Origin of the sequence: Phnomibacter ginsenosidimutans, assembly GCF_009740285.1 — a bacterium.
Taxonomy (GTDB): Bacteria; Bacteroidota; Bacteroidia; order Chitinophagales; family Chitinophagaceae; genus Phnomibacter; species Phnomibacter ginsenosidimutans.
Genome location: NZ_CP046566.1, coordinates 718132 through 740759, shown reverse-complemented (window position 1 = coordinate 740759; position 22628 = coordinate 718132). Strand labels below are relative to the sequence as shown.

The following is a 22628-nucleotide window of genomic DNA, read 5'->3' as shown; positions in this document are numbered from 1 at the left end:
GAACACTGGAACTTTGGAACACTCACACTTGTGAACTCTGGAACTTGTGAACTTTCAAACCTGCCTTACTCCCCCTTCTTAAACGGCTTATAATACAAATAGTAATATCCCAAAATGAGTAGCCCTGCTACGAAAGGCAACACGGCAATTTGTTTGTAAGTGTAATGCGCAAACCAAATATTTTCATCGAAGCCCAGAAATTCACTCACCATCCAATAGCTGTTGGCGGCAATCCAAATGCTCACCGCCAGGTTGTGGCAGAGCTCACTCATGATGCTGCGGGTTCGCCATGCTATGACGACAGAAATAATGAACGTAGGAAAAATCATGGCGATGCCGAGTGGCTTCCAAATCATGCACCAGGCCAAATCTTTGAAGAGCCAAAACACGATGTGCAGGTTTTCCATCATGCGGTACTTCATGGGTATGCTATACGCAGTAGCGGGACTGTTTTCCATCAGCGCAGTTGTTTTGTTGCAGTTTGCAATAATACAATTTTGCTGAAGCATAGGAGCAGGCTACCATCGAAGCCTCCCTTACCTAAACCTACTAACCTTCCAACTTACCAACCTGCCAACTACATCCATTTTCGGGTAAGCCAGCGCCTAACCGGTTCATCGTAGAGCTTGAGGCACAAATAAGCCACCAGTATGCTTACCAGCAGCACTGCTACACTCACCAATACAAGTACGATATGGCCAGTGGTGGAACCAAACAGGTATTGGTCATGTTCAATAGCCCAATTGGTGTACCAGTAAATAAAGGGATAATGAATGATGTAAATGGGATATGAAATATCGCCGAGGAAACGGCTGATTTTTGATACTGGCCCTTTGCCTAACTGACCGCTGGCCCCCATGTACACTACTGCAGGAAATACCAGTAAAATCACCAAGGCATCGTACAATCCATTTACCCATTTGGCATCATCGCTGCCCACCCGTGGCCAAACCAGTACCAGTACTAATATTAAGCTGCTCCATGTAAAAGCATTGTGCAACTTTCCGGGCTTAACCAAACGAGAAAGTAAGAGGCCTGCCAAAAATGGATATAGCAAACGGGTGAAACCAATGCGCAGTTGCAGCGGCTCCAGCGACCAGCCACCAATCACATCGCCATTGGCACCCGTGACACAATAATGCAACAAGTTAGCACCAGCCAGCACAACCAAAATACCGAGGATAACGTTTGACAATTTACGCAGCACTAAAGCATACAGTATGTTGGCGATGTATTCAAAAAACAACGACCATGCCGGGCCGTTGAGTGGATGCATTTCTGCCCAGCCCCGAATGTCGTACGATACGGGCAGTGGCAACAAGGTGAAGCCCACCAACACTACCAGCAGCATTTTCCAAACTGGCGTAGCTGCAATGTCGGGAAACACCGGTCCCGCCTGTGTGTAAAAGAGAGCCGCTCCAATCACCATACCCATTACAATCATGGGGTGCAGGCGAATGAGGCGACGTTTGAAAAATCCGCCAAGTGTCATTTTGTGCCAGCGGTCATCGTAGGCATACCCAATCACAAAGCCCGAAAGCAAAAAGAAAAAATCAACCGCCAGATATCCGTGGTTGATGATTTGCTTGCTGTGATTGCCACCCGCAAAAGTTTCGAAAATGTGGAAGACCACCACCATCACGGCGGCCACGCCCCGCAGCCCGTCGAGAATGGGGTAATGTTGTTTGCTGTCGGCAAAAGCAGCAGGCGCTTGGCTCATGGCATCTATCGTTGAAAGCAGTAAAGAAAAATGTAATGGGTCGAATATCGGGTAAAATGCGGGAGGTGTAAATTGACAAAGATCAATCTATCAAAAAAGTTGTCCGCAGTTGCAGAGTGCTTCGTTTGAGTTTTTGCCTTTCACCGTTTACATTTATGCAAAAGCCCTTTCTAAACATTCGCTAAATCATCATCATGATCCGCCTCCAGCTTATACGCATTTGTATACTGCTATTACTTGCCATTTGCCAGCTGCCCTCTGCCCGGGCACAGGTGGCAGACAGTGTCATTGTTCCCTCCATTCCATCGAAGTTGTATTGGGCCAACAAGCCCAACAGTTTTGTGGTCAAAGGCAATAAAATTGTCATCGTAGCTGGTGCAAAAACAGATATGTTCAGAGACCCCAATGTGACTTACAACACCGACAATGCACCCAAGCTGCTGTTTCAGCCGGCGGATAATTTTGTGCTCAGCACTTCCATTCAACATGGCTTTGTACACAAGTGGGATGGCGGCGCCATTGTGCTGATGGAAGACAGCCTGCACTGGATTAAGTTTTGCTTCGAAAAGATTACACCGGCGCCCATCGGGTGGTAAGTGTAGTCACCAATGACATTTCAGATGATTGCAATTCTATTGCCGTATCCGACACCAAAGCGCATTTCAAAATAGCCAAGGCTGACAATGTCATCACCCTCTATGCGTCCACAGATGGCATCAAATGGTTGCTGGTTCGGCACCTGCAGTTTAATGCCAGCAAGCCACTGCGGGTGGGCTTTCTAGCCCTGTCTCCCACTGGCAACATTTGTGCGGTAGACTTCTCCGATATCCATTACCAGGTCAAAAAAATTAAAGACCCGTATGTGGGAGAATAGGGTGGTATTTTCCCACTCAACTCCTGCTCAGCACCCGTGCAAACCTTGCTACATCTACAACGGGTAGCAGTGAGGTTTGCTGCGCAATATTGGCGGCCAGCTGCTGTGCAAAATACGGGGCAAGGGTGACGCCCTTAGTGCCCGTGCCATTGAGGATGCCCACCTGCGGATGCTGCGGGTGCCAGCCTGCAAAGGGCCGCCGTTCCACAGTAGCCGGGCGTATGGCTGCTACATGGTCGAGCACCGAAAAAGGATGCTTCAATACACTTTGCAACCAGGCTTCCATTTGCTGGCGAAAAGCTTCGCTGGGCTGGTCGTTGGTATAATGATTGTTGTAGGTGCTGCCTGCCCAAAAATACCCGCCCCGCCAAGGCGTAAGGCTGTTGCCCTTTTTATAAATGTGATTATTGGGTAAGCCCTCTATTTGCAGTATCAGCGCTTCACCTTTATTAAGCGCAAAAGGCAGCAGCTGAAAAAAGCCGGCAGCATGGGCTGCTATACCATCTGCAAATACAATCTTGTCGGCACGGATATCCTGATACTGTACCCCGTTGGGCAGTAGTTGCAGTTGGCTGGCATCAAACCGTTGTGCCAGCAATTGCTGCTGTTGCAGCAGGTATTGCCGCCAGCCGTCGAGCATGGTTTGCAGGTCTACCTGATAGGCAGGTGCAATAAAGCCGTAGCCCAACTCGTAGCGAAAATGTTGTTGCATGGCCGCCTCATCTTGGGGCCATTGCAGGTATTCGGCTGCATACTGTTTGGCTTTTTCTTCAAAGTCTTTGCGCCTGTCGGGGCTGTTGAAGAAGTCGATGATATCGCAACGTTGAATCAGTTGGATAGTTGCTGGTTGGTGGTTGGCAGGAAATACATCGTTTTTATTTAAGCTTCCTTCTTGCCCTCGACCTTGCTCTTGTTCTTGACCTTGCCCTCGACCTTCATTCGTACCTCGTCCTTCGTACTTCGTCCTTAGCACCCTTCCCAACTCCTCATATGCTTTCGCAGCAAAGGGAATCACTTCATCGGCCATCCAGGTACGGGTCATGCGGCGGCCGGTTACAGGGTTGATAACGCCACTGGCCACACGGGTGCTGGTGTTGGGTCGCTCTTCATCTATCACTATACAATCAATGCCCATTTGCTGCAGCCAAAAGCTCAGCCATGTGCCGCAAAGGCCCTGCCCTACTATCAATACAGATGTTTGCATGCTGCAAAGAAAAGGTGCGTTGAGGCTAAACGTGCATGAGGAACGTCAGCTTGGCATCTATAGCTGCATTGCTGCAAGTACTGCGACTAAGTATTCGTGTACAGATGCGCATTTAAGTTATGAAAAGATTGCCAGAGGATGATTACATTAGTTTTACTTAAACTCCCCCTTCCCCATGAAAAATTTAATCTTGACCATTGCATTTGCAACGGCAATGCTTTCCGGTTTTGCACAAGGTGTTGCTATTAGTTCGCCATCCAGTACGCCAGATGGCTCTGCAATTCTCGACTTAAAAGTACCAACAAAGGATTTTTAGTGCCTAGAATGACAGCTGCAGCAAAAGCAGCCATCGCTTTTCCTGCAAGTGGTTTGCTCATTTACCAAACAGATGGCATCAGTGGCTTTTATTACTTCAACGGCATTGTGTGGGCAAAACTCACCGTTGCAGGAGAAGGCGACAACATGGGTAATCATACCCAAACCATGAACCTGGCAACTAACAACTTGTACATGTCAAAATACGGCACCAATATGGGCATTCAATTGCTCGACAGTGGTGCTGTAAGAATACTGACGGACTATAAAGGCGCAGGCTACTCTTCCGGTACTGTAGGAGAACGGTTTCGGTTTGATGCAGGAGGGGGCTTTGTTGCCAAAAGCACTTTAGGCATCGGATTTATTCCAGCAACAGGTGCTGGTGAAAGAATGATGTGGCACCCTTACAAAGCAGCTTTCAGAGCTGGCTCTATCGGTTCGGCAGGTACTCAATGGGATGATCCCATGGTAGGTTTTTACTCAACAGCTTTTGGCTACAACACTGTAGCACTGGGGTTATCCAGTTTTGTGTCCGGCTATACCAGCTATGCCATGGGCTCTTATTCCAGCGCCCTGGGCTATACCTGTGCTGCCGATGGAACCGGAGCCGTAGCATTGGGCTACCGCTGCACCGCTAACGGTGATTACAGCATTGCCATCGGCCAACGTGCCAGTGCCAATAATTTTAATGGAGCATTCGTATTGTCAGATGCATCAACAACCGATAGTACACTGGCTACAGCCAGCAACCAATTTTCGGCCCGGTATGCGGGTGGATATCGACTGTTTAGCAATGCCACACGAACTGTAGGCGTATCATTAGCTGCCGGTGGCAACTCTTGGGCATCCATTTCAGATTCTTCAAGAAAAGAAAACTTTGAACCCGCTTCCGGCGAAACGTTTTTAGAAAAACTGACCTCATTGAAATTGGGTTCGTGGAACTACAAAGGTCAAAACCCCGGCAATGACAGGCATTACGGCCCCATGGCACAAGAAATATTTGCTGCCTACGGCAAAGATGAATTTGGCATCATCGGCAATGACACCACATTGGCCAGTGCCGATATGGATGGCATCATGATGATATTGCTTCAAGGCTTAGAAAAAGAACACGGGAGCAGCAAGAACGCCTGACAAGCCTGCAACAGGAAAATGCGATGCTGCGTTCACAACTTGCTGAATTAGCCGAATTAAAAACTGCAGTAAAACAGCTACTGGCCGCATCTGCGTTGGTTGCAGGAAAAGAGCAACACTCAAAAAACTGATTTAACCATTACACAAAAAAAGCCCGTGGCAAATTAAATCTGCCACGGGCTTTTTGCATTGTACAATTCATATTCTGCTAATCAGTCCTTATTGTTCTCACAGCAAATACACGGCCGGCTGTTTTGCCATGTGCCGCATCTATTTTCACCCGAATGCTGGTTTTGTTTTGAAGCATAGCATCCGGCAGCGGATACTCTACATCGTAAAACTTACCAGTAGTGCCTCCCTTCCAATCAACTGTTGTCAGCTTTATGCCGTCTATAACGATATCAAAAATCCGGTCTTTGTCGTCGCCGATGTAGGTAAGCAACAATGTATTTTTTTGCCCCGGTGCTATTTTCATATCAAAGGCAAAGTAGTTGTCGCGGCGGGCTTCTCGGCCCTTACGGTCCAGCGCATCACTCACGTACGATTTTTCGGTAGCCTCCAGTTTGTGATCCCTTTCTGGTTGCATTTCACCTACCCTGAATACATCAATGGTGCGGGCTTCAATGGCTTGCTGTCGTTGCTTTTCCGCAGCATATTCCTGCTGGCGTTTCTCCCAGTCTTGTGGTGTAAAATAATCCCAAGTACACACTGTAGTATCCTTTGTACGTGGCGAAAAATGGTTGCAGCGTTACATCAAAAGGCTGTCCTATTTTTTGCATGGCAAACTGCAAGGGAAGTCCGGGTACAGGTTTCAGCCAGTCGTGCACATTTCTATTAGCAGTCATCAGCACGGGCACGCCTACCACAGGGTCGGGCCGGGTATTGCCCAGGTTGCCTGCTAAAACTAGCGGTCCGTATTTAATGGCAACACGGTTGGCATTGTCGGGCATGGCTTCTGTATACAAATCCATTGGCAAAGCCATGCTCAGTTTGTCACCATTTTTCCAAACACGCTGCACTATCAGGTAACCATCGTTTCCCATTTCTGCAGTTACTGGTTTACCGTTGAGCAGTAATTGCGGTTGGCCTTTCAACCAAAAAGGTTTGCGTAGTTTAATACGCAGTTGCTTCGGTTGCTGAACTTTAAAATGCAATGCAGTACTGTTGCTATAGGGAAAAGCAGTGCGTTGTTCAATGACGGCAGCTTGTGCTTTCCACTGTAACACAGAGGGTACAAATAAATTAACGTACAATGTATTGCTGCCGTCGTAACTATAGAGTTGTTCGGCATACTTAGCGTGGTTTTCAATACCGCTACCCACACAGCAGGTAAACGTGTTGAACGAATCGCTGAACTCTTTGCGGGTGCCCATGCGGAGCGGCACAAAGTAAGTCATCATGCCGCTTTCTGGGTGCTGCGATGCCAGTATGTGATTGTACAAAGCCCGTTCGTAATAATCCATATAGGCTGCCGAAGGTTGCCAGCCAAACAAGTGGCGGGTAAGTTTCAGCATGTTGTAAGTGTTGCAGGTTTCACAGGTATTGTCGCTCAGCCGGTCATTCAGTTTGTCGGGTTCGCCACAGTATTCGTAGTTGCTGTTGCCCCCTATCACGTAGCTGTGGTGGTGCACCATGCGGTCCCAAAAAAACTGTGCAATGGTTTGATCGGCCGGCTTGCCGGTGAGCTCATACTGTCGGGCTGCACCAATGGCTTTGGGCACATTGGTATTGCTATGCTTGCCGGGCAGCGGATCTATTTTTTTGACAGTTGGCCCATTACAAATTCATCGGTGAACTTGTAGGATAAATCCAAATACCGTTGCTTGCCCGTAATACTGTACAAATTGGCCAGCACATCATTCATGCCACCGTATTCGCAGTTGAGCATTTTCAACCTTGTGCTGTCGGGCAGATGGTTCACTGTATTGTAGGCCCAGTTGGCCATGCCTTCTACCACCTGCAGGGCTTGTTCATTGTGTGCATACAAATAGGCATCCACAAGGCCTGCCATCACTTTGTGCACGGTGTACCAAGGGCTCCAGCCGCCATTCAAATCGAAACCAGACGATTTGATTTCTCCACGGGCCACTTTGGCAAAAATGGAATCTTCGTTGGGAATGGCGCCAACATAACCCGTTCCTCTTGCTTGCTGGCACTGCATCAATGCAGTTACGATATCATTTACCCGTTGTTTCAAAACAGCATTGCCCGTGCTGGTGTACATGAGGCTGGCGGCCGATAAATAATGACCCAATGTGTGGCCGCTCAAACCATCGCTTTCCCAACCGCCATAGATGCTGTCTTTGGGTGGCAGTCCGGCATTTTTGTAAAACCGATATAACAACCGGTCTGGTTCCAGCAGCATCAGGTAGGCACTGTCCAGTTGCAGGGCTTTGTAAAAAACACCTTGTGTAATACGCACATCTGCCAATGGAAAAGCATAGGCTTTTATCGGAACTACTTCTTTGGCCTTGCTCAAAGGGTGCCCGTATTCAGGCACGTAGGATTGTGCTGCAACATGCATGCTACACAACTGAAAGCAAAAGAAAACAGCATAAAAAATACGACTACGCATATTGGTTGGTGGTTGGAATGAGCATCAAAATACTGCACGGCAGGCTAGTACTGCGCCGATAGCTACAACCCGTAAAGCATTGGCTAATTTTTGCAAACAGCAACGGCCTTTTACCGGTTGATTTTGATGTTTTGAAAGCTCGTAGGCAACCACACCTGCATTTCATTTTTGCCGCGGTTGGCCCATACATAGTAAGGAATGGCCAGCACCTGCTTGCTGCCTGTTTGCACCTGCAAACCATTGCCGGCTATTTGCAAAGCAGGCACTTGCATGCTTATAGCGGTTACTTTTTCTTGCAGTACCTGGTGAGGCATGGTGCTGAAGCTGGTGTTGGCCGGCACTACAAAATCCCATGCCTTGCCGTTGTTGTCGGCACCTTCTACACAATACACCAGTGGCCCACGCTGAATGGCCACACGGCCTTCGTTCTGTTTCACTTCGCTGCGGCTGGTTAAGAGTTGTACTTCCATCGGCAGTTCCAGCGTTAGTTGATCGCCTTTTTGCCACTTACGTTGTATTACTGCATAGCCATCTTGCAGGGTGTAGGACACTGGTTGTCCGTTCAGCTTCAATACATAGTTCGTTACAGTTGGCTTCATGCTGTACAGGTTGCCGGGCACTGCCTGCTGGCTTACCCAACCGGGTATGCGAATACGCAATCCGAAGTTGCCGGCCTTTTCAGGATTAATCGTCAGCTGAATCAATCCATTCCATGGGTAGCCAGTTGTTTGGGCAATGTCTACAGCAATATTGTTGAGCCGTACTTTGGTACTGCTGCCAACAAACAAATTCACATACAAATCGCTGGCTGTATGGGCATATACATAGTTGCCCAAAGAAGCCACCAGTCTTGCAATGTTGGCCGGGCAGCATGCTGTACCAAACCATTCGCGGCGATAATGACGACCATCGCTGGCCAATGGGTTGCCGTAAAAAAACCGGTCGCCACTCAGGCTCAGGCCATCCAGTGCACCGTTGTACAACACCCGCTCCAGTACATCCATGTATTCGCTGCTGCCCGTCATGGCATTCATGCGTTGGTTCCAAAACACCATACCAACCGAAGCGCAGGTTTCACAATAAGCCTGCTCATTGGGCAGGTCATAATCTACACTAAAGCCTTCGTTGCCACCAGAAGAACCAATGCCGCCAGTGATGTACATGTTTCGGTACACCACATCTTCCCATACCCTACGCATGGCCCGCATGTAGGCGGTGTCGCCGGTATGCGCTGCTACATCTGCAGCGCCGGTGTACATGTACATGGCCCGTACAGCGTGGCCGGTTATTTCTGTTTGTTGTTTTACGGGCAATACATCTTGTGCATAGGCAGTGTCTTTCCAATCGGTCCAGGTGTAGCCCTTTGCATAACCGTGCCCACGTTCGCTCAGCAGCCAGTCGGCCAGTTGCAGATACTTTTTGTTGTTGGTAACAGTGTACAGCTTTACGAGAGCCAGCTCCAGCTCCTGATGGCCTGTTACCCAGTGGCGCTTGCCGGGGCCAAACAAACTATCAAAATGGTCAGCCCATTTAATGCATACATCCAGCAGCTTGCGTTTGCCCGTTGCCTGATAATAAGCCACGCCGGCTTCTATCATGTGGCCGCCGTTGTAATCTTCGTGCATGCTCATGTCGGTCCAGCGCTGGTCGAGGCCTTTAAGCGTATACCAGGTATTGAGATAACCATCGGGCAGTTGTGCAGCGGCTACCTTATCAATCCATTCATCTGCCTTGGCTTCCATGGCCGCATCAGGTTTTACCTTCAAAGCATAGGCCATTGCTTCAAGGGCTTTAAACACATCTGAGTCGTCGTAAAAAATGCCTTCATGCGGCTCTCCTTTGCCATTGGCTACCCGTTCAAAATTTCGAATGCGGGGCGTTTTTTCTTCGGTTTGGTAAATGCAAGCCGCCAGTGTTTTGGTGGCAACATTGTCCATTTTGGGTTTCCAAAAATCATCATTGATGATGACCTGATCGAAGTTGACAGGTTGCAACACGGTATTGGCTTGCTGCGCCAGCGACAGACTGGAGCAAGAAACTGCTGCCAATAGCAACCCAGTTTGTACTGCTAAAAGGAATGCATTTTTCTCATGCGAAAAAGGTAGGGATTTTACCAGTTTCCTCCTGAATGGGCACAAAAAAAAGCTCACCTTGTTGGGGTGAGCTGTACTATACAGTAGATGCATTATTTACCGGGACTGATATTGCTGGTATCACCCGTATTGCGGCGTACCATGCGGGACAGCATGCTATCGAAACTGGCCAGCTGTTCGGTAGAGCAAAGGCCTTGTATGCGTTTGAAGTGCTGAAAAAATTCTACTTCAATTGGCGCTTGTTTCAGGGCTACTTCCAATGCTGCTTTTTGCACCAGACTATCGGGTACGTTGGGCTGGCGCAGCAGTTCCAGAAAATTCATTTTGGCCTGGCGCAGTTCCAGATTGAGGGGCTGCATCAACGAGTCGCGGCGCAGGCGGAGCGTAATGTATTGCTGCACCTGGTCGTTGTTGAAACCAAGCTCTTTGCGCATCATATCGCCCATGCGTTCGGTGCGGCTTACGGGTTTGGTTTCTACCTTGCTTTCGCGGGTAAAATACCAGAGCATACCAAAGTTGGTAGCCAGCAGCACCATGATGAGCACCAGTAAAACCTTGTTGTTCGACTTCATGAATTACTTATTTGCACTGAGTTCGTTACTAAGGTTAGAGCTGGTACTGTATTCAGCGGCGAACAGCTGCTCATTGGCCTGCTTTTCACGGGCCAACCGTTCTTGTTTTTCCTGATTGGCCACATAAAAGTTGGCTGCCAAAAACAACAGCACCACGGCCAGGGCAAATGCAGGGCGGGCTACAAAGCCGGCCAGTTTTTCCCAGGGGCTGTTGCGTTGGCGGAGGCGTTCTTCGATGCGGGTAAACAGAAAGGGGTTGGCAGTGGCCCGGCCAATACCATCGAGGCTATCCAGCGCCTCATTTACCCATTGTTCTGCTTGTTGTTCCTTTTTCATATTAGGCAATTTAATACTGCCAGCTATTTAGACGATCATTATTCTAAATTCTGACGGTAGAAATCTGTTAACTGTTTCTTCAAGTTCATTTTGGCCCGTTGCAGCAAGCTCTCTACGGCCGGCACGGTGTTGCCCATTACCTCACTTACCTCTTTGTGGCCCAAGCCTTCGAGCCGGGTAAGTACAAAAGCTACCCGCTGCTGTTCGGGCAAAGTTTCCAACGCTTTAAACAAAGCCGCAGCCACCTGTTTTTTTTCCGACACAATGCCGGGGTGTACAAATTCAGGCGGGTTGATGGCCAGTTCATTGTCTTCGCCAAAAAGGCTATAGATGTATCCAAAGCGCTTTTTCCGCTTTTTGCTGCGCAAAAAATCGAGGCTTTTGGTAACAGTAATGCGGTACAGCCAGGTGCTCACTTTGCTTTCGCCCTTAAAACCGTGGATGCTTTCGAAGGCTTTTACAAACACTTCCTGCGTCACATCTTCGGCATCCATTTCATTCTGCACCAGGCCCAGCGAGGTATTATATACCATATCCTGCCACGAGGTAACCATGAAGCGGAATGCCGCCTGGTCGCCTTTCTTCAGTTTATCAATCAGTTCTAGCTCAGTCACGTGGTTGGAACGGTTAGGTAATCCGCCCGATTAGCGGCGCTGCAAGGTAGGCGTTTCACCCGCATTGCGTTTCGCCGCTTGTCCGAAATTTCGCAGGGTATACGTGAACGTAAGCATAAAATACTGCTGTAATACCTGGGTTTGCACGTCTTCAATATAGGTTTCGCCAATGTTGCGGGCAATGCTCTGGTTCTGCTTTAGCAGGTCAAACACACTCATTTTGATTTCGCCACGGCGGTTTTTGAGCATCTTTTTACCGGCGCTTACGTTCCATAACCAAAAGCTTTGGTCGAAGCCATCTGCCAAGCCGCTGTACAGTTGGTTGGTTACTTCATTCAAAATAAACCAAGCCGTTTTTAGTCAGCAGGTTCACCTTGGCACCGGTGGTATGGAAGTAAAATTTGTTGTTCAATTCCGGGCGGATACTGTTCACCACATTGTTGAAATTGGCCGAATAGTTCACGTTGAAATCGATAAACTCACTGATGTTGCTGGCAATGTTGATGCCGGCTGTGTACCCGTAATTGTTAGAGTAGTTCAGCTGATTGTTGACCAAACCCGGTGTGCGGGTGTAGTTGAATCCGGCATTCAGGTTCAGGTTGCTTTTGATGGCTTTGAGCGGAAAGCCATAGGTAGCAAACGACCGCAGCGAGTAGTACCCATCGAGGTTGACGGGCTTGCTGATTTGTGCGCCTTTGCGTAGCGTAATGTTGTTGGCAATGGTTGAATCTTTTGAAGCAATCCATGTACCGTTGGTAACGTATTTGCTCACCATTTGGCCAAAGAAACCGGCAAACAAAGAGCGGCCTTTGGCTGCATTGGTATTGTTGATACGGGCGGTAAGAAAATGCGTGTAGCTCTGATCCAGATTTTCATTGCCCGTGGTAATGAAAAGCGGGTTGGAAATGTTGATCACATTCTGTAACTGATTCACCGATGGCGGATTCACCGATGCCCGGTAAAACATGCGCAGGCTGGTTTGTTTGCTCAGCTGCTTGCGCCACTGCAGGTTGGGCAGCCAGTTGCTGAATGTTTTGTTGAGGGTAGCCACGGCCGGAAACTGCTGCTCACTCAGCAGGCGGGTGTGCTGAAAGTTGATGCCCACAGAAAACTGATTGTCGCGGTCGCCGAGGCGGTAAGTAAGCCCGGCATTTTGGGCCCGCACTTTGTTGTCGAACAGGTTGGAGAGTGTGGTGTCGAAGTTGGTGTAATCGCCTTCGGTTTTATCGTACCTGAAGTTGCGCTGATCGGCTTTGTTGGTGGTAAACTGCGGGTTGTAGTTCAGCTGAATCTGACCTTTTTTACCTACGGGTTCGGTGTAGGCAATATTGGTAGAAATGCTGCTGCTGCGGGTGCTGTTGTCGGTGTACTGACGCAGGGTATCGCCCAGCAACAGGCCACCATTGAAATAGGCCGAGATAGCATCTAGGTAGCTATCGCTGTTGCGGTTGCTGGCGCTGTTATTCAGGTTCACCGAAATAGAACGGCCCCGCTTGGCAAAGCTGTGGCGGTAAGTAATCTCATTGCGGAGGTTAAAGCCGGCCGCATCGCTGTTGCGCAGATTGGCCGTACTATTGATGAGTTGCTTGCCCGAGGTATTGTTGATACCTGTGAGGTCGCTCCACGATTCATTTTTCTGGAAGCTCAGATTGGGCGCAATAATCAAGGTATTGTTGCTGTCAATTTTATACTCCGCCCTAAAGTTGATGCGGTGGTTGAAGTTGTCAGCATTGCTGCGACTTACTTCATTGTAAAACTGGCTGGTATCGCCGGTAAGGAACAGCTGCCGGTTGGTTTCTGAACGGGCCACCGTGTTGCTGTTGTTGAAAAAATAGCTGGCTGAAACTTCCATTTTTTTAAACCACAGGTCGCTGAAGTTGAGGCCAAAGGCATTGGTATTGGCAATGCCCGGCTGCTGGCCCACGGAGAAACCACCACCGCCACGGCCACCAAAGCCACCGCCAAATCCACCACCACCGGGGCGACCACCGCCACCACCACGACCGGCATTGGCCTGGCCATTTACACCCAGCAGGTCTTCACCCGAAAAGTTTTGCTGGTTCACGTTGTTGAACAAGCCTATGACATTGAGGCGGGTATTGTTTTTGAAAAAATTGACACTACCGCCAGCGGCATAGCGGTCGTCGGTGCCATAGCCGCCATACACCCGGCCAAACTGGCCATTGCGCATGTTGGCCTTGGTGACAATGTTGATGGCCTTGAAACCATTGCCATCATCAAAACCGGTGAGTTGTGCCTGATCACTCAGGCGGTCGAACACCTGTACTTTGTCTATCACTTCGGCAGGCAGGTTGCGCAAGGCTGCAGTGGCATCGTCGCCAAAATACTGGCGGCCATCAATGGTAATGCGGCGTACCTGTTCTCCCTGTGCGGTTACCTGTCCGTTTTCAATGGTAATGCCCGGTGCTTTTTTCAGCACATCTTCAGTCGTCGCATCGGGGTTTACCTTCAGTGCAGCGGCATTAAACTCGGTGGTATCGCCTTTTTGGCGGGCCGGTGGTACTTTGCCCACCACTACCACATCGCCGAGGGTTTTGTCTTTTTTAATAAGCAATACTTCACCCAAATCGAGGGAGGTAGTTCCCACAGTAATTTTTCGGGTTTGCAGCTGATAGCCGGTAAAACTAAATGCCAGCACATAAGCGCCGGGTTTTACCTCGGTAAAAATGAAAGCGCCTTTATCATCGGCGGTTACGTAGCGGCCACGGGTGGTATCGGCGGCGGGTGACAATTTCACCGAAGCCTTGGCCAGCATGCGGGCCGTATCGGCATCCTGAATGGTACCTTTTACAGAAACAGTTTGTGCCTGCGAGTGGCCGGCGGCCAGCAACAAGAGCAACATTGGTAGTAGTGTGCTTGCTATCCTTTTGAACATATCCATTTTGACGGTGAAGCGTTTCCGAACAGTCGAATCCTGCGGGGTTGATGATATTTTAACAATTGGCTAATACGCATGGGATGCGGTACTTTTGCCCGCCCCCAAACCGGGGAGGCAAATTTCAATTGATACCTATGAGTAAAGTGCACGTAGGACTGGTGCAAATGACCTGCACCGCCAACAAACAAGAGAACCTGCAAAAGGCCATTGAAAAAGTAAGGGAGGCAGCTGCCAAGGGAGCACAAATTGTGTGCCTGCAAGAGCTGTTCACCAGCTTGTATTTCTGCGATGTAGAAGACTATGCCAACTTTGAGCTGGCCGAGCCCATACCCGGGCCCAGCACCGATGCGCTGCAACAGGTGGCTGCCGAATTGAACGTGGTAATCATTGCCAGCTTGTTTGAAAAACGTGCTCAGGGTTTGTATCACAACACTACGGCCGTGATAGATGCCGACGGCAGCTATTTGGGCAAATACCGCAAAATGCATATTCCCGACGATCCGGCTTACTACGAGAAGTTTTACTTCACTCCCGGCGACCTTGGTTACAAGGTTTGGAAAACGAAATATGCCACGTTTGGTGTGCTCATTTGCTGGGATCAGTGGTACCCCGAAGCGGCCCGCATTACCAGCCTCATGGGTGCAGAGATTCTCTTCTATCCTACTGCTATTGGTTGGGCTACCTCACAAGATGCCGCTACCAACGAAGAACAATACAATGCCTGGCAAACCATACAGCGCAGCCATGCTGTGGCCAACGGTGTGCACGTGGTAAGTGTGAACCGCTGCGGATTGGAACAAGATGGCGCCATGCAGTTTTGGGGTGGTTCTTTCATCAGCAATCCGTTTGGTAGCCTGCTGTACAAAGCCAGCCATACCGAAGAGGAAGTGCATGTGCAAGAACTCGACCTCAGCAAAACCGACCGCTACCGCACCCACTGGCCCTTCATGCGTGACCGCCGCATCGACAGCTACCAACCTATTACGAAGCGGTTTATTGATGAGGGATAATAGGACACGGATAACGCAGATAAAAACAGATGTACATGGAGGTTTTTATCTGCGCACATCTTTTTTCATCCTTTAAAATCTGCGTCCCATAAAATTCATTTCATGCAACCAACACCAAAAGAACTCGGCTACTACTTTCCGGCAGAATTTGCACCTCATGAAGCCATATGGCTGAGCTGGCCGCATAAAGAAGCCAGCTGGCCCGATAAAATTCAGGCCATTTTTCCCTACTACAGCCAGTTTGTAAAATACGTGGCACAAAGCGAAAAGGTACGCATCAACGTGGCCGACGAAGCCATGAAAGCCTTTGCCAGCGGTCATTTGCATCAGGCAGGCGTTGACATGAGCCAGGTGGAATTTTTCTTTCACCCCACCAACGATGCGTGGTGCCGCGACCATGGACCGGCTTTTTTGTTGCACAAAACCGAACAAAAAAAGCCATCGTTGACTGGGGCTACAACGCATGGGGCGGCAAGTATCCGCCCTACGATTTGGATGATGTGATTCCGACGTTGATTGGTAAACATTATGGTTACGAAGTGTTTCACCCCGGCATTGTAATGGAAGGCGGTTCAGTGGAATTTAATGGCGCTGGTACCATTCTTACTTCAACCGCTTGCCTGCTCAACGAAAATCGTAACCCGCATCTCAATCAGGCACAAATAGAACAATACCTCTGCGACTATTACGGACAAGAACAAGTACTGTGGGTAGATGAAGGCATTGTGGGCGATGATACCGACGGGCATATTGATGATACCGTACGCTTCGTCAATGCAGATACCGTTATTACAGTGATTGAACCCAACAAGCAAGACGAGAACCACGATATTTTGCAACACAACCTGCGGCAGCTGCAGCAAATGCGTTTGCTGAATGGCAAGCAGCTCAATATTATTGAACTGCCCATGCCCGATGCTGTTATTTGGGAAGACCAGCGACTGCCGGCGTCATACGCCAATTATCTCATCACCAACAAGTATGTGATAGTGCCCACGTTTCGCTCTGCAAAAGATGATGTAGCCATGCAAATTATTCAGCAGGCACACCCCGAAAGAGAAGTGGTTGGCATCGATTCTACAGAAATAATTTGGGGGCTGGGGAGCTTTCACTGCCTGAGCCAGCAGGAACCGGCTATTTTATAAGCATTGCTTTAACGATTTATTGAAATGCGCATACCAAAAGGGTTTGCGCATTTTTTTATGGGCATTTACCGCCAAGCAATTTTCTTAAAAAAAGCAAAGGCAGCACTGTGGCATAAACGTTGTACTTGTATTCAGGTCTTACACAGCAAACAAGTATTCATTCACTAAAACGCACATGCTATGAAACAACATCTGATAGCCGCAGCAGCATTGCTGATGATATATGGCACTACTGCCAGCACCGCACAAGCCCAGGTACAAGTGAGTGTAAACATTGGTGTACAACCAGCCTGGGGTCCTGTAGGATACGACTATGCCCGGTTTTATTATTTCCCCGATCATGATTTTTACTACGACGTGGTACAGGCCCGCTATGTAGTGTGGCAACGTGGTCGCTGGGTGTACTTAAGTGCCGTACCTGTAGTGGGTTTCAGCCCGTATCGTTCTTACAAAGTAGTGCTCACACAACCACAGGCCTATTTGTACCACGATAACCACATACGGAGTTATGCAAGTTATAAAGGCCGTAAACCACAACCTATGATTCGGGATAGCCGCGACGAACATTACTTCGAAAGCAGGTATCACCCCATGCACAAACAATGGAAGGGAAACAAAGGTCAACACGACAACCATCCCGGCAAAGGAAAAGGCAGAAAACACTAAGCAGTTCGTGTGATAGTTGACAAAAAAGGCTGACCAATTCTGGTCAGCCTTTTCCATTATGTAGAGGTCCGCATTACTTTTTCAATTGCTGAATAGTCGCATTCAAATCCGGATCTTTTCTGGCCTTGGTAGCCTGCTCGTAGCGATGGCCAACTGCGAGCAATTCGTATTCGCCCATGTAGCCGCCTACCAATACAATCCAGTTAGGCTGACCATTGACTGCATAGCCCGATGGCACGGCCAGTGCCGGATAACCTGCCGGTGCATACACCTGTGAGAGTGAAGAAGCAATCACCTGCACATCATACTTCTTCAACAAACCATCAATGGCTGCTCTGGAGCGTTTCAGGTGATCTGCGGTGGCACTGTCGTAATGCGCTTCGGTCATGGTATTGTTTTGTGCATTTATCAAATGCCCCATGCCATACGGCGCCCTGTTAACAGAGTCTGCTTTGTTGTATGCAATAATGGCTTCCAAAGAAGCATGGGGAGCTTCCTTACCCAACCCCTGTAAAAATGCATTGAGGTCACGCTTGAAGCCATGCTGCAGCAAGGGGCCAACATTTAAACCTCCTGGCAAATCATACGCAGGAATGCGTACCACTTGCACACCAGCTTTTTCAAATTCCGCTTTTTGTTGCTCCATTTTCAGCTGCTCACCGGCATAAAAGTTTTTGCTACGGGCTTTCATGGCAGAATCTGTATTGGCAGGCAAACGATTCATTAGGCTATCAACCACTGCGGCACTGTAATCAGGCAAGCCCACCCGCCACACTTTGTTATCGGCAGTGGCTTTGGTAAAATCTTTGGCCTGTGGCGTGTTGGCAGTTAATGCATTCAACACTACGGCCACATCGGCTACGGTACGACCCATGGGGCCAGCCACATCCTGAAACAACATGAGCGGCACAACGCCTTCGCCGCTAAACAATCCCATGCTGGTTTTGAGGCCCACAATGCTGTTGATACCCGCCGGCATAATGATAGAGCCCTGTGTTTCGCTACCGATACTTACGGTAACTAAATCGGCGGCTACAGCCACCGCACTGCCACTGCTGCTGCCCCATGTATCGTAAGCGCCATAAGGGTTGCGGGTTTGTCCGCCATTGGTACTGAAGCCACTGGGCATGCAGGGGTCCATGTAGTTGGCCCACTCACTCATGTTGGCTTTGCCGAATATAACGGCTCCGGATTTACGCAGTTGTTGCACCAATGCCGCATCCTTTGTTGGCTTCCACAAAGCGAGTGCCGCAGTACCTGCACTGGTATGCATTTTATCGGCCGTAGCAATATTGTCTTTTAGCAAAAGGGGAATGCCATGCAAAGCGCCTTGTGCTTTTTTGCTGTTGCGTTCAGCATCGAGTTTGGCAGCAATACTCAACGCATCCGGATTGAGCTCGATGATGCTGTTGAGCAGGCCTTCATCGTACTGCTTGATGCGGTGCACGTAGTACAGCATCAACTCTACTGAACTCAGTTTGTTGCTGCGCATCAGCTGTTGCAACTGCTGTACGGTTTGCCCATGCACCATGCTGTGAAAGGCTGGTGTTTGCACCTGCGGGTGCTTGGCCAGTTCGGCATCAAAAATTGAAAAGTTGCGGGCCAGTTTGCCGCCATATTTGGGCTCGGGGCGGGGGTAAATACTGGAGCGGGCCATGCAGGGATTGCTGGGCTGGGCAATGGTTTGGCCGCCGGCTACCATACCCGCCAGCATCAGCGTCATCAAAAGAGATCGCATATACAGTTTTGGTTTTACAGTTGTATCAGACGACAATACGTATGATTGCAGTTTCGAATATCGGAAAGCATCTGTCGAAAGCAACACATTGTTTATTTGTGCCTACTTGCAAAAGGATTTTCTTAGATAAAGAAACTGGCGGACAAAGGTTCTTGAGAAGACTACCTGCTTGGGAAATAGATTTGTCAATTTTTATTTATAGAAGTGAAAACACTATCCAAAATTTCTCCTGCTTGAAAGTATTGTGCATTGGGCAATGGTGTGAAAAGCAGACTGGCTTTTTGCGGATCTTTCTTATCGAATTTCACAAAAAGACGTTGTGGGCTTTGTAGCAGTTTATCAACTTCTTCATATGGCAAAGCATTTTTCAATGAATACCTACTTGTACCAACCAGATAACGAACGCTTATAGAGTCTGATTTTTTTGTAAGGTCGCTAGTGATGAATCCTATGGTGTATTGATAAGGCGATGAAGGTGAACTAAATATTTGTTTCCATAAAAATTGGCCAGTTAGAATAACAAACACAACAATCAATCCAACAAAGCTGATTCTGTTAGACATTTTAGGGTCACTTCGGTAAAGACTCCAACTACCAATCATAAATTCAAATTAAAAACGTGTCCACCAAAGAATACGATTCACTGCATGCAAACAAAAAAACTTTGAGGAATTACATCTTCCTCTTCTTATCCGGGTTTTGTGATGCATGAAATACACTAAAAACAACCACCTTCTCTTGAAAGACTTCATACACTACCAAATAAGGAAAGGTGGATAGCCTGCCTTGGCGGATGTTGTCTTCAAGAAACCCACAAGTATTGGGGTTGCGAAGTAACATAGCAAAGAATTCGTCGAGGTCGGACAAGAACCGATCTCCTAATCCAGCAAGCTGCGATTCATACCAATCATACGCATCCAAAATTTCCAGTGAAGCCAATGGCCGGATCTCCAATTGAATGGCCATCATTAATGCAAACTTTTACGTTGCGCTAAAGCTTTCACCTGCTCCCATGTAAAGGAGGCATCTTCTCCCCGAATGTATTTTTCCCGTTCTTCTCTGATGACGTTCATGCGTTCATCAGGAGAAACGGCACCGGGGTGTTCAATGGCTTCCAGCGCATTTTCTTGCAACAACTGCTCGATAGCTGCGGCGGCATATTCCTTTTTCACTTTTACAAGATATACTTGCTCCATTCTTCACGATTTTAGGGAAAGGTAAGCAGGAATAATGAATGAAGTTGGCACTGCCAAAACCCTCACCCCCCCGCCTCTCCCTAGAGGGAGAGGAGATGAAGTCGACTTCGATTGAGGAGATGCCTCCTGCGTCGGCATGACGATTTCTCCGGACTACCGACTACGGACTTTCCGTCTTTCGGACTTTCCGTCTTTCGGACTTTCCGTCTTTCGGACTTTCCGTCTTTCGGACTTTCCGTCTTCCCGACTACCCGCTGCTAACGCTTATCTTTGCGCCTCCGGCCCCGATGGCCGGCTTTTTTTACCAAGGAAATGAACACGATGAAAGACTATAAACGCATACTGGTAACGGCAGCGCTGCCCTACGCCAACGGCCCCGTGCATGTGGGCCACCTGGCGGGTTGCTACCTGCCGGCGGATATTTATGTACGCTGGGAACGGGCCCGTAAAAACGATATCAAATTCATAGGCGGCAGCGATGAGCATGGAGTGCCCATCACCATCCGTGCCATGAAGGAAGGCATTACGCCACAGGATGTGGTAGACAAGTACCACACTATCATCAAAGACAGTTTTGAAAAACTGGGTATCAGCTTTGATGTATACAGCCGCACCAGCAACAAAGTGCACCACGAAACCTCGGCCGACTTTTTCAAAAAGCTGTACGACGACGGCATGTTTGAAGAAAAAGAAACCGAGCAGTACTACGACGAAGAGAAGCAAACCTTTTTGGCCGACCGCTACATTACCGGTACCTGCCCCGTGTGCAGCAATCCCAATGCGTACGGCGATCAGTGCGAAAAATGTGGTACATCATTAAGTCCTGAGCAACTCATTAGCCCCCGCAGCACACTGAGCAACAACCCGCCGGTAAAGCGTAAAACCAAACACTGGTATTTTCCGCTGAATGAGTTTGAACCTTTTTTGAACGAATGGATTTTACAGGGGCATACCGAATGGAAAACCAACGTGTTTGGCCAGTGCAAAAGCTGGCTCACCAGCGGCTTGCACCCCAGAGCCATGACCCGCGACAGCCAATGGGGTGTGCAGGTGCCGCTACCCGATGCCGAAGGCAAAGTGCTCTACGTGTGGTTTGATGCACCCATTGGTTACATCAGCGCTACCAAAGAACTGCTGCCCGATACCTGGCAAGACTATTGGCAGCAAGAGGATACCAAACTGGTACACTTTATTGGCAAAGACAATATTGTGTTCCACTGCATCATTTTCCCCTCGATGCTGAAAGCACATGGCAAATACGTGTTGCCCGACAATGTGCCGGCCAACGAATTTTTAAACCTCGAGGGCGAAAAAGTAAGCACCAGCCGCAACTGGGCGGTATGGCTGCACGAATACCTCGAAGACTTCCCCGGTTGTGAAGATGTGCTGCGCTACTACCTCACTACCATTGCGCCAGAAACCAAAGACAGCGACTTTACCTGGAAGGGTTTTCAGGATGCCAACAACAGTGAGCTGGTGAGCATCTTTGGCAACTTCATCAACCGCACCTGGGTGCTGATGCACAAACTCTGCGGTGGCAAGGTACCGCCATTGCATCTGGATGCGATGGAAGATGACGACCGCAACATCTTCAATGAAATAAGAGCCACCAAGCACAAAATGGAGCAACTGCTGGAGCAATACAAGTTCCGCGATGCACTGTTTGAAGTAATAGACCTGGCACGCAAAGGCAACCAGTACATGCAGAAAAAAGAGCCGTGGATTAAGGCCAAAGTATTGGGCGATGATTTGCTGAGCGGCAAGGGCGGACTGGCCACCCCTGAGCAAGTGGCAGCACGCCAAAGCATCGACATTACCATGCATGTATGCTTGCAGCTGAGTGCCAACCTCGCCATCATGATCGATCAATCCGTTTTTGCCCGGCACTGCCCGCAAAATGATGCACATGATGAAGGTGGTAGAAAAGATGCTGGACTGGGAAAATGCCGGCAAAGAAAAACTGCTGAGCACCGGCTACAACCTGCGGGCTCCGGAGCTGCTCTTCCGCAAGATTGAAGATGCAGAAATTGAGAAGCAGATTGAGAAACTAAAGGCAGGAAAACCTGTAGCAGCAAGCAACTCCAGCTCCTGTGGAGGAAAAAGCGATTGCTCCGGTAAAGCCAGAAATCGTGTTCGATGATTTTGCCAAAATAGACCTGCGGGCAGGCACCATTGTAGCTGCCGAAAAAGTAGAGAAGGCCGACAAGCTGCTGAAACTGCAGGTAGATTTGGGCTTTGAAACCCGCACTATTGTAAGCGGCATTGCGCTTCACTTCAAGCCTGAAGACATTGTAGGCAAGCAAGTAACCGTAGTGGTGAATTTGGCGCCCCGCAAAATGCGTGGCATCGAAAGTCAGGGCATGATATTGATGGCTGAAGATGCCAACGGCAAGCTGCACTTTGTAAATCCCGAAGACAAGATAAATGCGGGTGCCGGCGTAAGCTAAACCACCTGCTTATATTTCAGCAAAGCTGCGGGCGAATTTGTCCGCAGCTTTTTTTGTGGGTAATAGGGAAAACTAGTTGCTGCCGGGCTA

The 22628-nt window shown here is 48.9% G+C and carries 26 protein-coding genes and 1 pseudogene; 11 read left to right on the top strand and 16 right to left on the bottom strand.

Annotated features, from left to right (window positions below):
• Positions 1–65: 65 nt before the first annotated feature.
• Together GLV81_RS03220 and GLV81_RS03215 are read right to left on the bottom strand one after the other, a co-directional pair.
• On the bottom strand, positions 66–458 hold the full coding sequence (locus tag GLV81_RS03220) for a hypothetical protein (protein WP_246186211.1): 393 nt from the start codon (positions 456–458) through the stop codon (positions 66–68).
• Positions 459–577: 119 nt separating this feature from the next.
• Entirely contained in the window at positions 578–1720 is a 1143-nt protein-coding gene (locus GLV81_RS03215) for an acyltransferase family protein (protein WP_157476817.1), read from the bottom strand.
• A gap of 194 nt (positions 1721–1914) precedes the next feature.
• Here GLV81_RS03215 and GLV81_RS03210 point away from each other — a divergent pair, with 194 nt between their 5' ends.
• Both GLV81_RS03210 and GLV81_RS03205 read left to right on the top strand, forming a co-directional pair.
• Positions 1915–2316: a DUF1349 domain-containing protein gene (locus GLV81_RS03210; protein ID WP_157476815.1), complete on the top strand. Its 402-nt coding sequence runs from the start codon at positions 1915–1917 to the stop codon at positions 2314–2316.
• The gene (locus tag GLV81_RS03205) at positions 2277–2594 is read left to right on the top strand and encodes a DUF1349 domain-containing protein (RefSeq protein WP_157476813.1); all 318 of its coding nucleotides are present in this window, start codon (positions 2277–2279) and stop codon (positions 2592–2594) included. Before GLV81_RS03210 ends, GLV81_RS03205 begins: the two co-directional genes overlap by 40 nt.
• A 16-nt stretch (positions 2595–2610) precedes the next feature.
• Here GLV81_RS03205 and GLV81_RS03200 read toward each other — a convergent pair whose 3' ends face one another.
• Positions 2611–3798 (bottom strand): NAD(P)/FAD-dependent oxidoreductase, encoded by a 1188-nt coding sequence (locus GLV81_RS03200; RefSeq protein ID WP_157476811.1) that lies wholly within the window; start codon positions 3796–3798, stop codon positions 2611–2613.
• 175 nt (positions 3799–3973) lie between these two features.
• Here GLV81_RS03200 and GLV81_RS03195 point away from each other — a divergent pair, with 175 nt between their 5' ends.
• Together GLV81_RS03195 and GLV81_RS03190 are read left to right on the top strand one after the other, a co-directional pair.
• On the top strand, positions 3974–4114 hold the full coding sequence (locus tag GLV81_RS03195) for a hypothetical protein (protein ID WP_157476809.1): 141 nt from the start codon (positions 3974–3976) through the stop codon (positions 4112–4114).
• A gap of 8 nt (positions 4115–4122) precedes the next feature.
• Positions 4123–5247: a tail fiber domain-containing protein gene (locus tag GLV81_RS03190; RefSeq protein ID WP_246186417.1), complete on the top strand. Its 1125-nt coding sequence runs from the start codon at positions 4123–4125 to the stop codon at positions 5245–5247.
• Between the two features lie 208 nt (positions 5248–5455).
• Here the strand turns inward: GLV81_RS03190 and GLV81_RS03185 are convergent, their stop codons facing one another.
• From GLV81_RS03185 to GLV81_RS03145, 9 genes and pseudogenes are all read right to left on the bottom strand, one after another.
• Entirely contained in the window at positions 5456–5956 is a 501-nt protein-coding gene (locus GLV81_RS03185) for a DUF6805 domain-containing protein (RefSeq protein WP_157476805.1), read from the bottom strand.
• On the bottom strand, positions 5868–6473 hold the full coding sequence (locus tag GLV81_RS21530) for a glycoside hydrolase family 127 protein (RefSeq protein ID WP_425500021.1): 606 nt from the start codon (positions 6471–6473) through the stop codon (positions 5868–5870). The genes GLV81_RS03185 and GLV81_RS21530 overlap by 89 nt, the downstream gene beginning before the upstream one ends.
• 117 nt (positions 6474–6590) lie before the next feature.
• Positions 6591–7612: pseudogene (locus GLV81_RS21525) on the bottom strand (beta-L-arabinofuranosidase domain-containing protein); the annotation flags it as partial.
• A gap of 320 nt (positions 7613–7932) precedes the next feature.
• Positions 7933–9870: a glycoside hydrolase family 127 protein gene (locus tag GLV81_RS03170; protein WP_197428891.1), complete on the bottom strand. Its 1938-nt coding sequence runs from the start codon at positions 9868–9870 to the stop codon at positions 7933–7935.
• 137 nt (positions 9871–10007) lie between these two features.
• Positions 10008–10487, bottom strand: coding sequence for a hypothetical protein (locus GLV81_RS03165; RefSeq protein ID WP_157476797.1), 480 nt, complete (start codon positions 10485–10487; stop codon positions 10008–10010).
• 3 nt (positions 10488–10490) lie between these two features.
• Positions 10491–10823 carry a hypothetical protein gene (locus GLV81_RS03160; protein ID WP_157476795.1) on the bottom strand — a complete coding sequence of 111 codons (333 nt, stop codon included), beginning with the start codon at positions 10821–10823 and terminating at the stop codon, positions 10491–10493.
• 38 nt (positions 10824–10861) lie between these two features.
• Positions 10862–11437 (bottom strand): RNA polymerase sigma factor, encoded by a 576-nt coding sequence (locus GLV81_RS03155; protein WP_157476793.1) that lies wholly within the window; start codon positions 11435–11437, stop codon positions 10862–10864.
• A 30-nt stretch (positions 11438–11467) separates the two neighbouring features.
• Positions 11468–11776: an outer membrane beta-barrel protein gene (locus tag GLV81_RS21040; protein WP_197428890.1), complete on the bottom strand. Its 309-nt coding sequence runs from the start codon at positions 11774–11776 to the stop codon at positions 11468–11470.
• Positions 11769–14300, bottom strand: coding sequence for an outer membrane beta-barrel protein (locus tag GLV81_RS03145; RefSeq protein WP_197428889.1), 2532 nt, complete (start codon positions 14298–14300; stop codon positions 11769–11771). The genes GLV81_RS21040 and GLV81_RS03145 overlap by 8 nt, the downstream gene beginning before the upstream one ends.
• Positions 14301–14470: 170 nt before the next feature.
• Here GLV81_RS03145 and GLV81_RS03140 point away from each other — a divergent pair, with 170 nt between their 5' ends.
• The 4 genes from GLV81_RS03140 (at position 14471) to GLV81_RS03130 (ending at position 17157) form a co-directional block, all read left to right on the top strand.
• A complete protein-coding gene (locus GLV81_RS03140; RefSeq protein WP_157476786.1) occupies positions 14471–15346 on the top strand; it encodes a carbon-nitrogen hydrolase in 876 nt (291 codons plus the stop codon).
• A 102-nt stretch (positions 15347–15448) separates the two neighbouring features.
• A complete protein-coding gene (locus tag GLV81_RS19850; RefSeq protein WP_246186210.1) occupies positions 15449–15850 on the top strand; it encodes an agmatine deiminase family protein in 402 nt (133 codons plus the stop codon).
• The gene (locus GLV81_RS03135; RefSeq protein WP_246186209.1) at positions 15733–16491 is read left to right on the top strand and encodes an agmatine deiminase family protein; all 759 of its coding nucleotides are present in this window, start codon (positions 15733–15735) and stop codon (positions 16489–16491) included. The genes GLV81_RS19850 and GLV81_RS03135 overlap by 118 nt, the downstream gene beginning before the upstream one ends.
• 180 nt (positions 16492–16671) lie before the next feature.
• Positions 16672–17157 carry a hypothetical protein gene (locus GLV81_RS03130; RefSeq protein ID WP_157476784.1) on the top strand — a complete coding sequence of 162 codons (486 nt, stop codon included), beginning with the start codon at positions 16672–16674 and terminating at the stop codon, positions 17155–17157.
• A 73-nt stretch (positions 17158–17230) separates the two neighbouring features.
• Here GLV81_RS03130 and GLV81_RS03125 read toward each other — a convergent pair whose 3' ends face one another.
• From GLV81_RS03125 to GLV81_RS03110, 4 genes are all read right to left on the bottom strand, one after another.
• Positions 17231–18895 (bottom strand): amidase family protein, encoded by a 1665-nt coding sequence (locus GLV81_RS03125; RefSeq protein ID WP_157476782.1) that lies wholly within the window; start codon positions 18893–18895, stop codon positions 17231–17233.
• 185 nt (positions 18896–19080) lie between these two features.
• Positions 19081–19497 (bottom strand): hypothetical protein, encoded by a 417-nt coding sequence (locus GLV81_RS03120; protein WP_157476780.1) that lies wholly within the window; start codon positions 19495–19497, stop codon positions 19081–19083.
• 70 nt (positions 19498–19567) lie between these two features.
• Positions 19568–19864, bottom strand: coding sequence for a type II toxin-antitoxin system RelE/ParE family toxin (locus tag GLV81_RS03115; RefSeq protein ID WP_157476778.1), 297 nt, complete (start codon positions 19862–19864; stop codon positions 19568–19570).
• Positions 19864–20091 (bottom strand): hypothetical protein, encoded by a 228-nt coding sequence (locus GLV81_RS03110; protein WP_157476776.1) that lies wholly within the window; start codon positions 20089–20091, stop codon positions 19864–19866. The genes GLV81_RS03115 and GLV81_RS03110 overlap by 1 nt, the downstream gene beginning before the upstream one ends.
• Positions 20092–20412: 321 nt before the next feature.
• Between GLV81_RS03110 and metG (GLV81_RS03105) the strand changes: the two genes are divergently transcribed.
• From metG (GLV81_RS03105) to metG (GLV81_RS19185), 3 genes are read left to right on the top strand one after another with little or no spacing between them, the layout of a single operon-like run.
• Positions 20413–22107 carry a methionine--tRNA ligase gene (gene metG, locus GLV81_RS03105; protein ID WP_197428888.1) on the top strand — a complete coding sequence of 565 codons (1695 nt, stop codon included), beginning with the start codon at positions 20413–20415 and terminating at the stop codon, positions 22105–22107.
• Positions 21989–22231 carry a hypothetical protein gene (locus GLV81_RS21035; RefSeq protein ID WP_343030580.1) on the top strand — a complete coding sequence of 81 codons (243 nt, stop codon included), beginning with the start codon at positions 21989–21991 and terminating at the stop codon, positions 22229–22231. Before metG (GLV81_RS03105) ends, GLV81_RS21035 begins: the two co-directional genes overlap by 119 nt.
• Entirely contained in the window at positions 22182–22538 is a 357-nt protein-coding gene (metG, locus tag GLV81_RS19185) for a methionine--tRNA ligase subunit beta (RefSeq protein ID WP_197428887.1), read from the top strand. The genes GLV81_RS21035 and metG (GLV81_RS19185) overlap by 50 nt, the downstream gene beginning before the upstream one ends.
• The last annotated feature ends 90 nt before the right edge of the window (positions 22539–22628 follow it).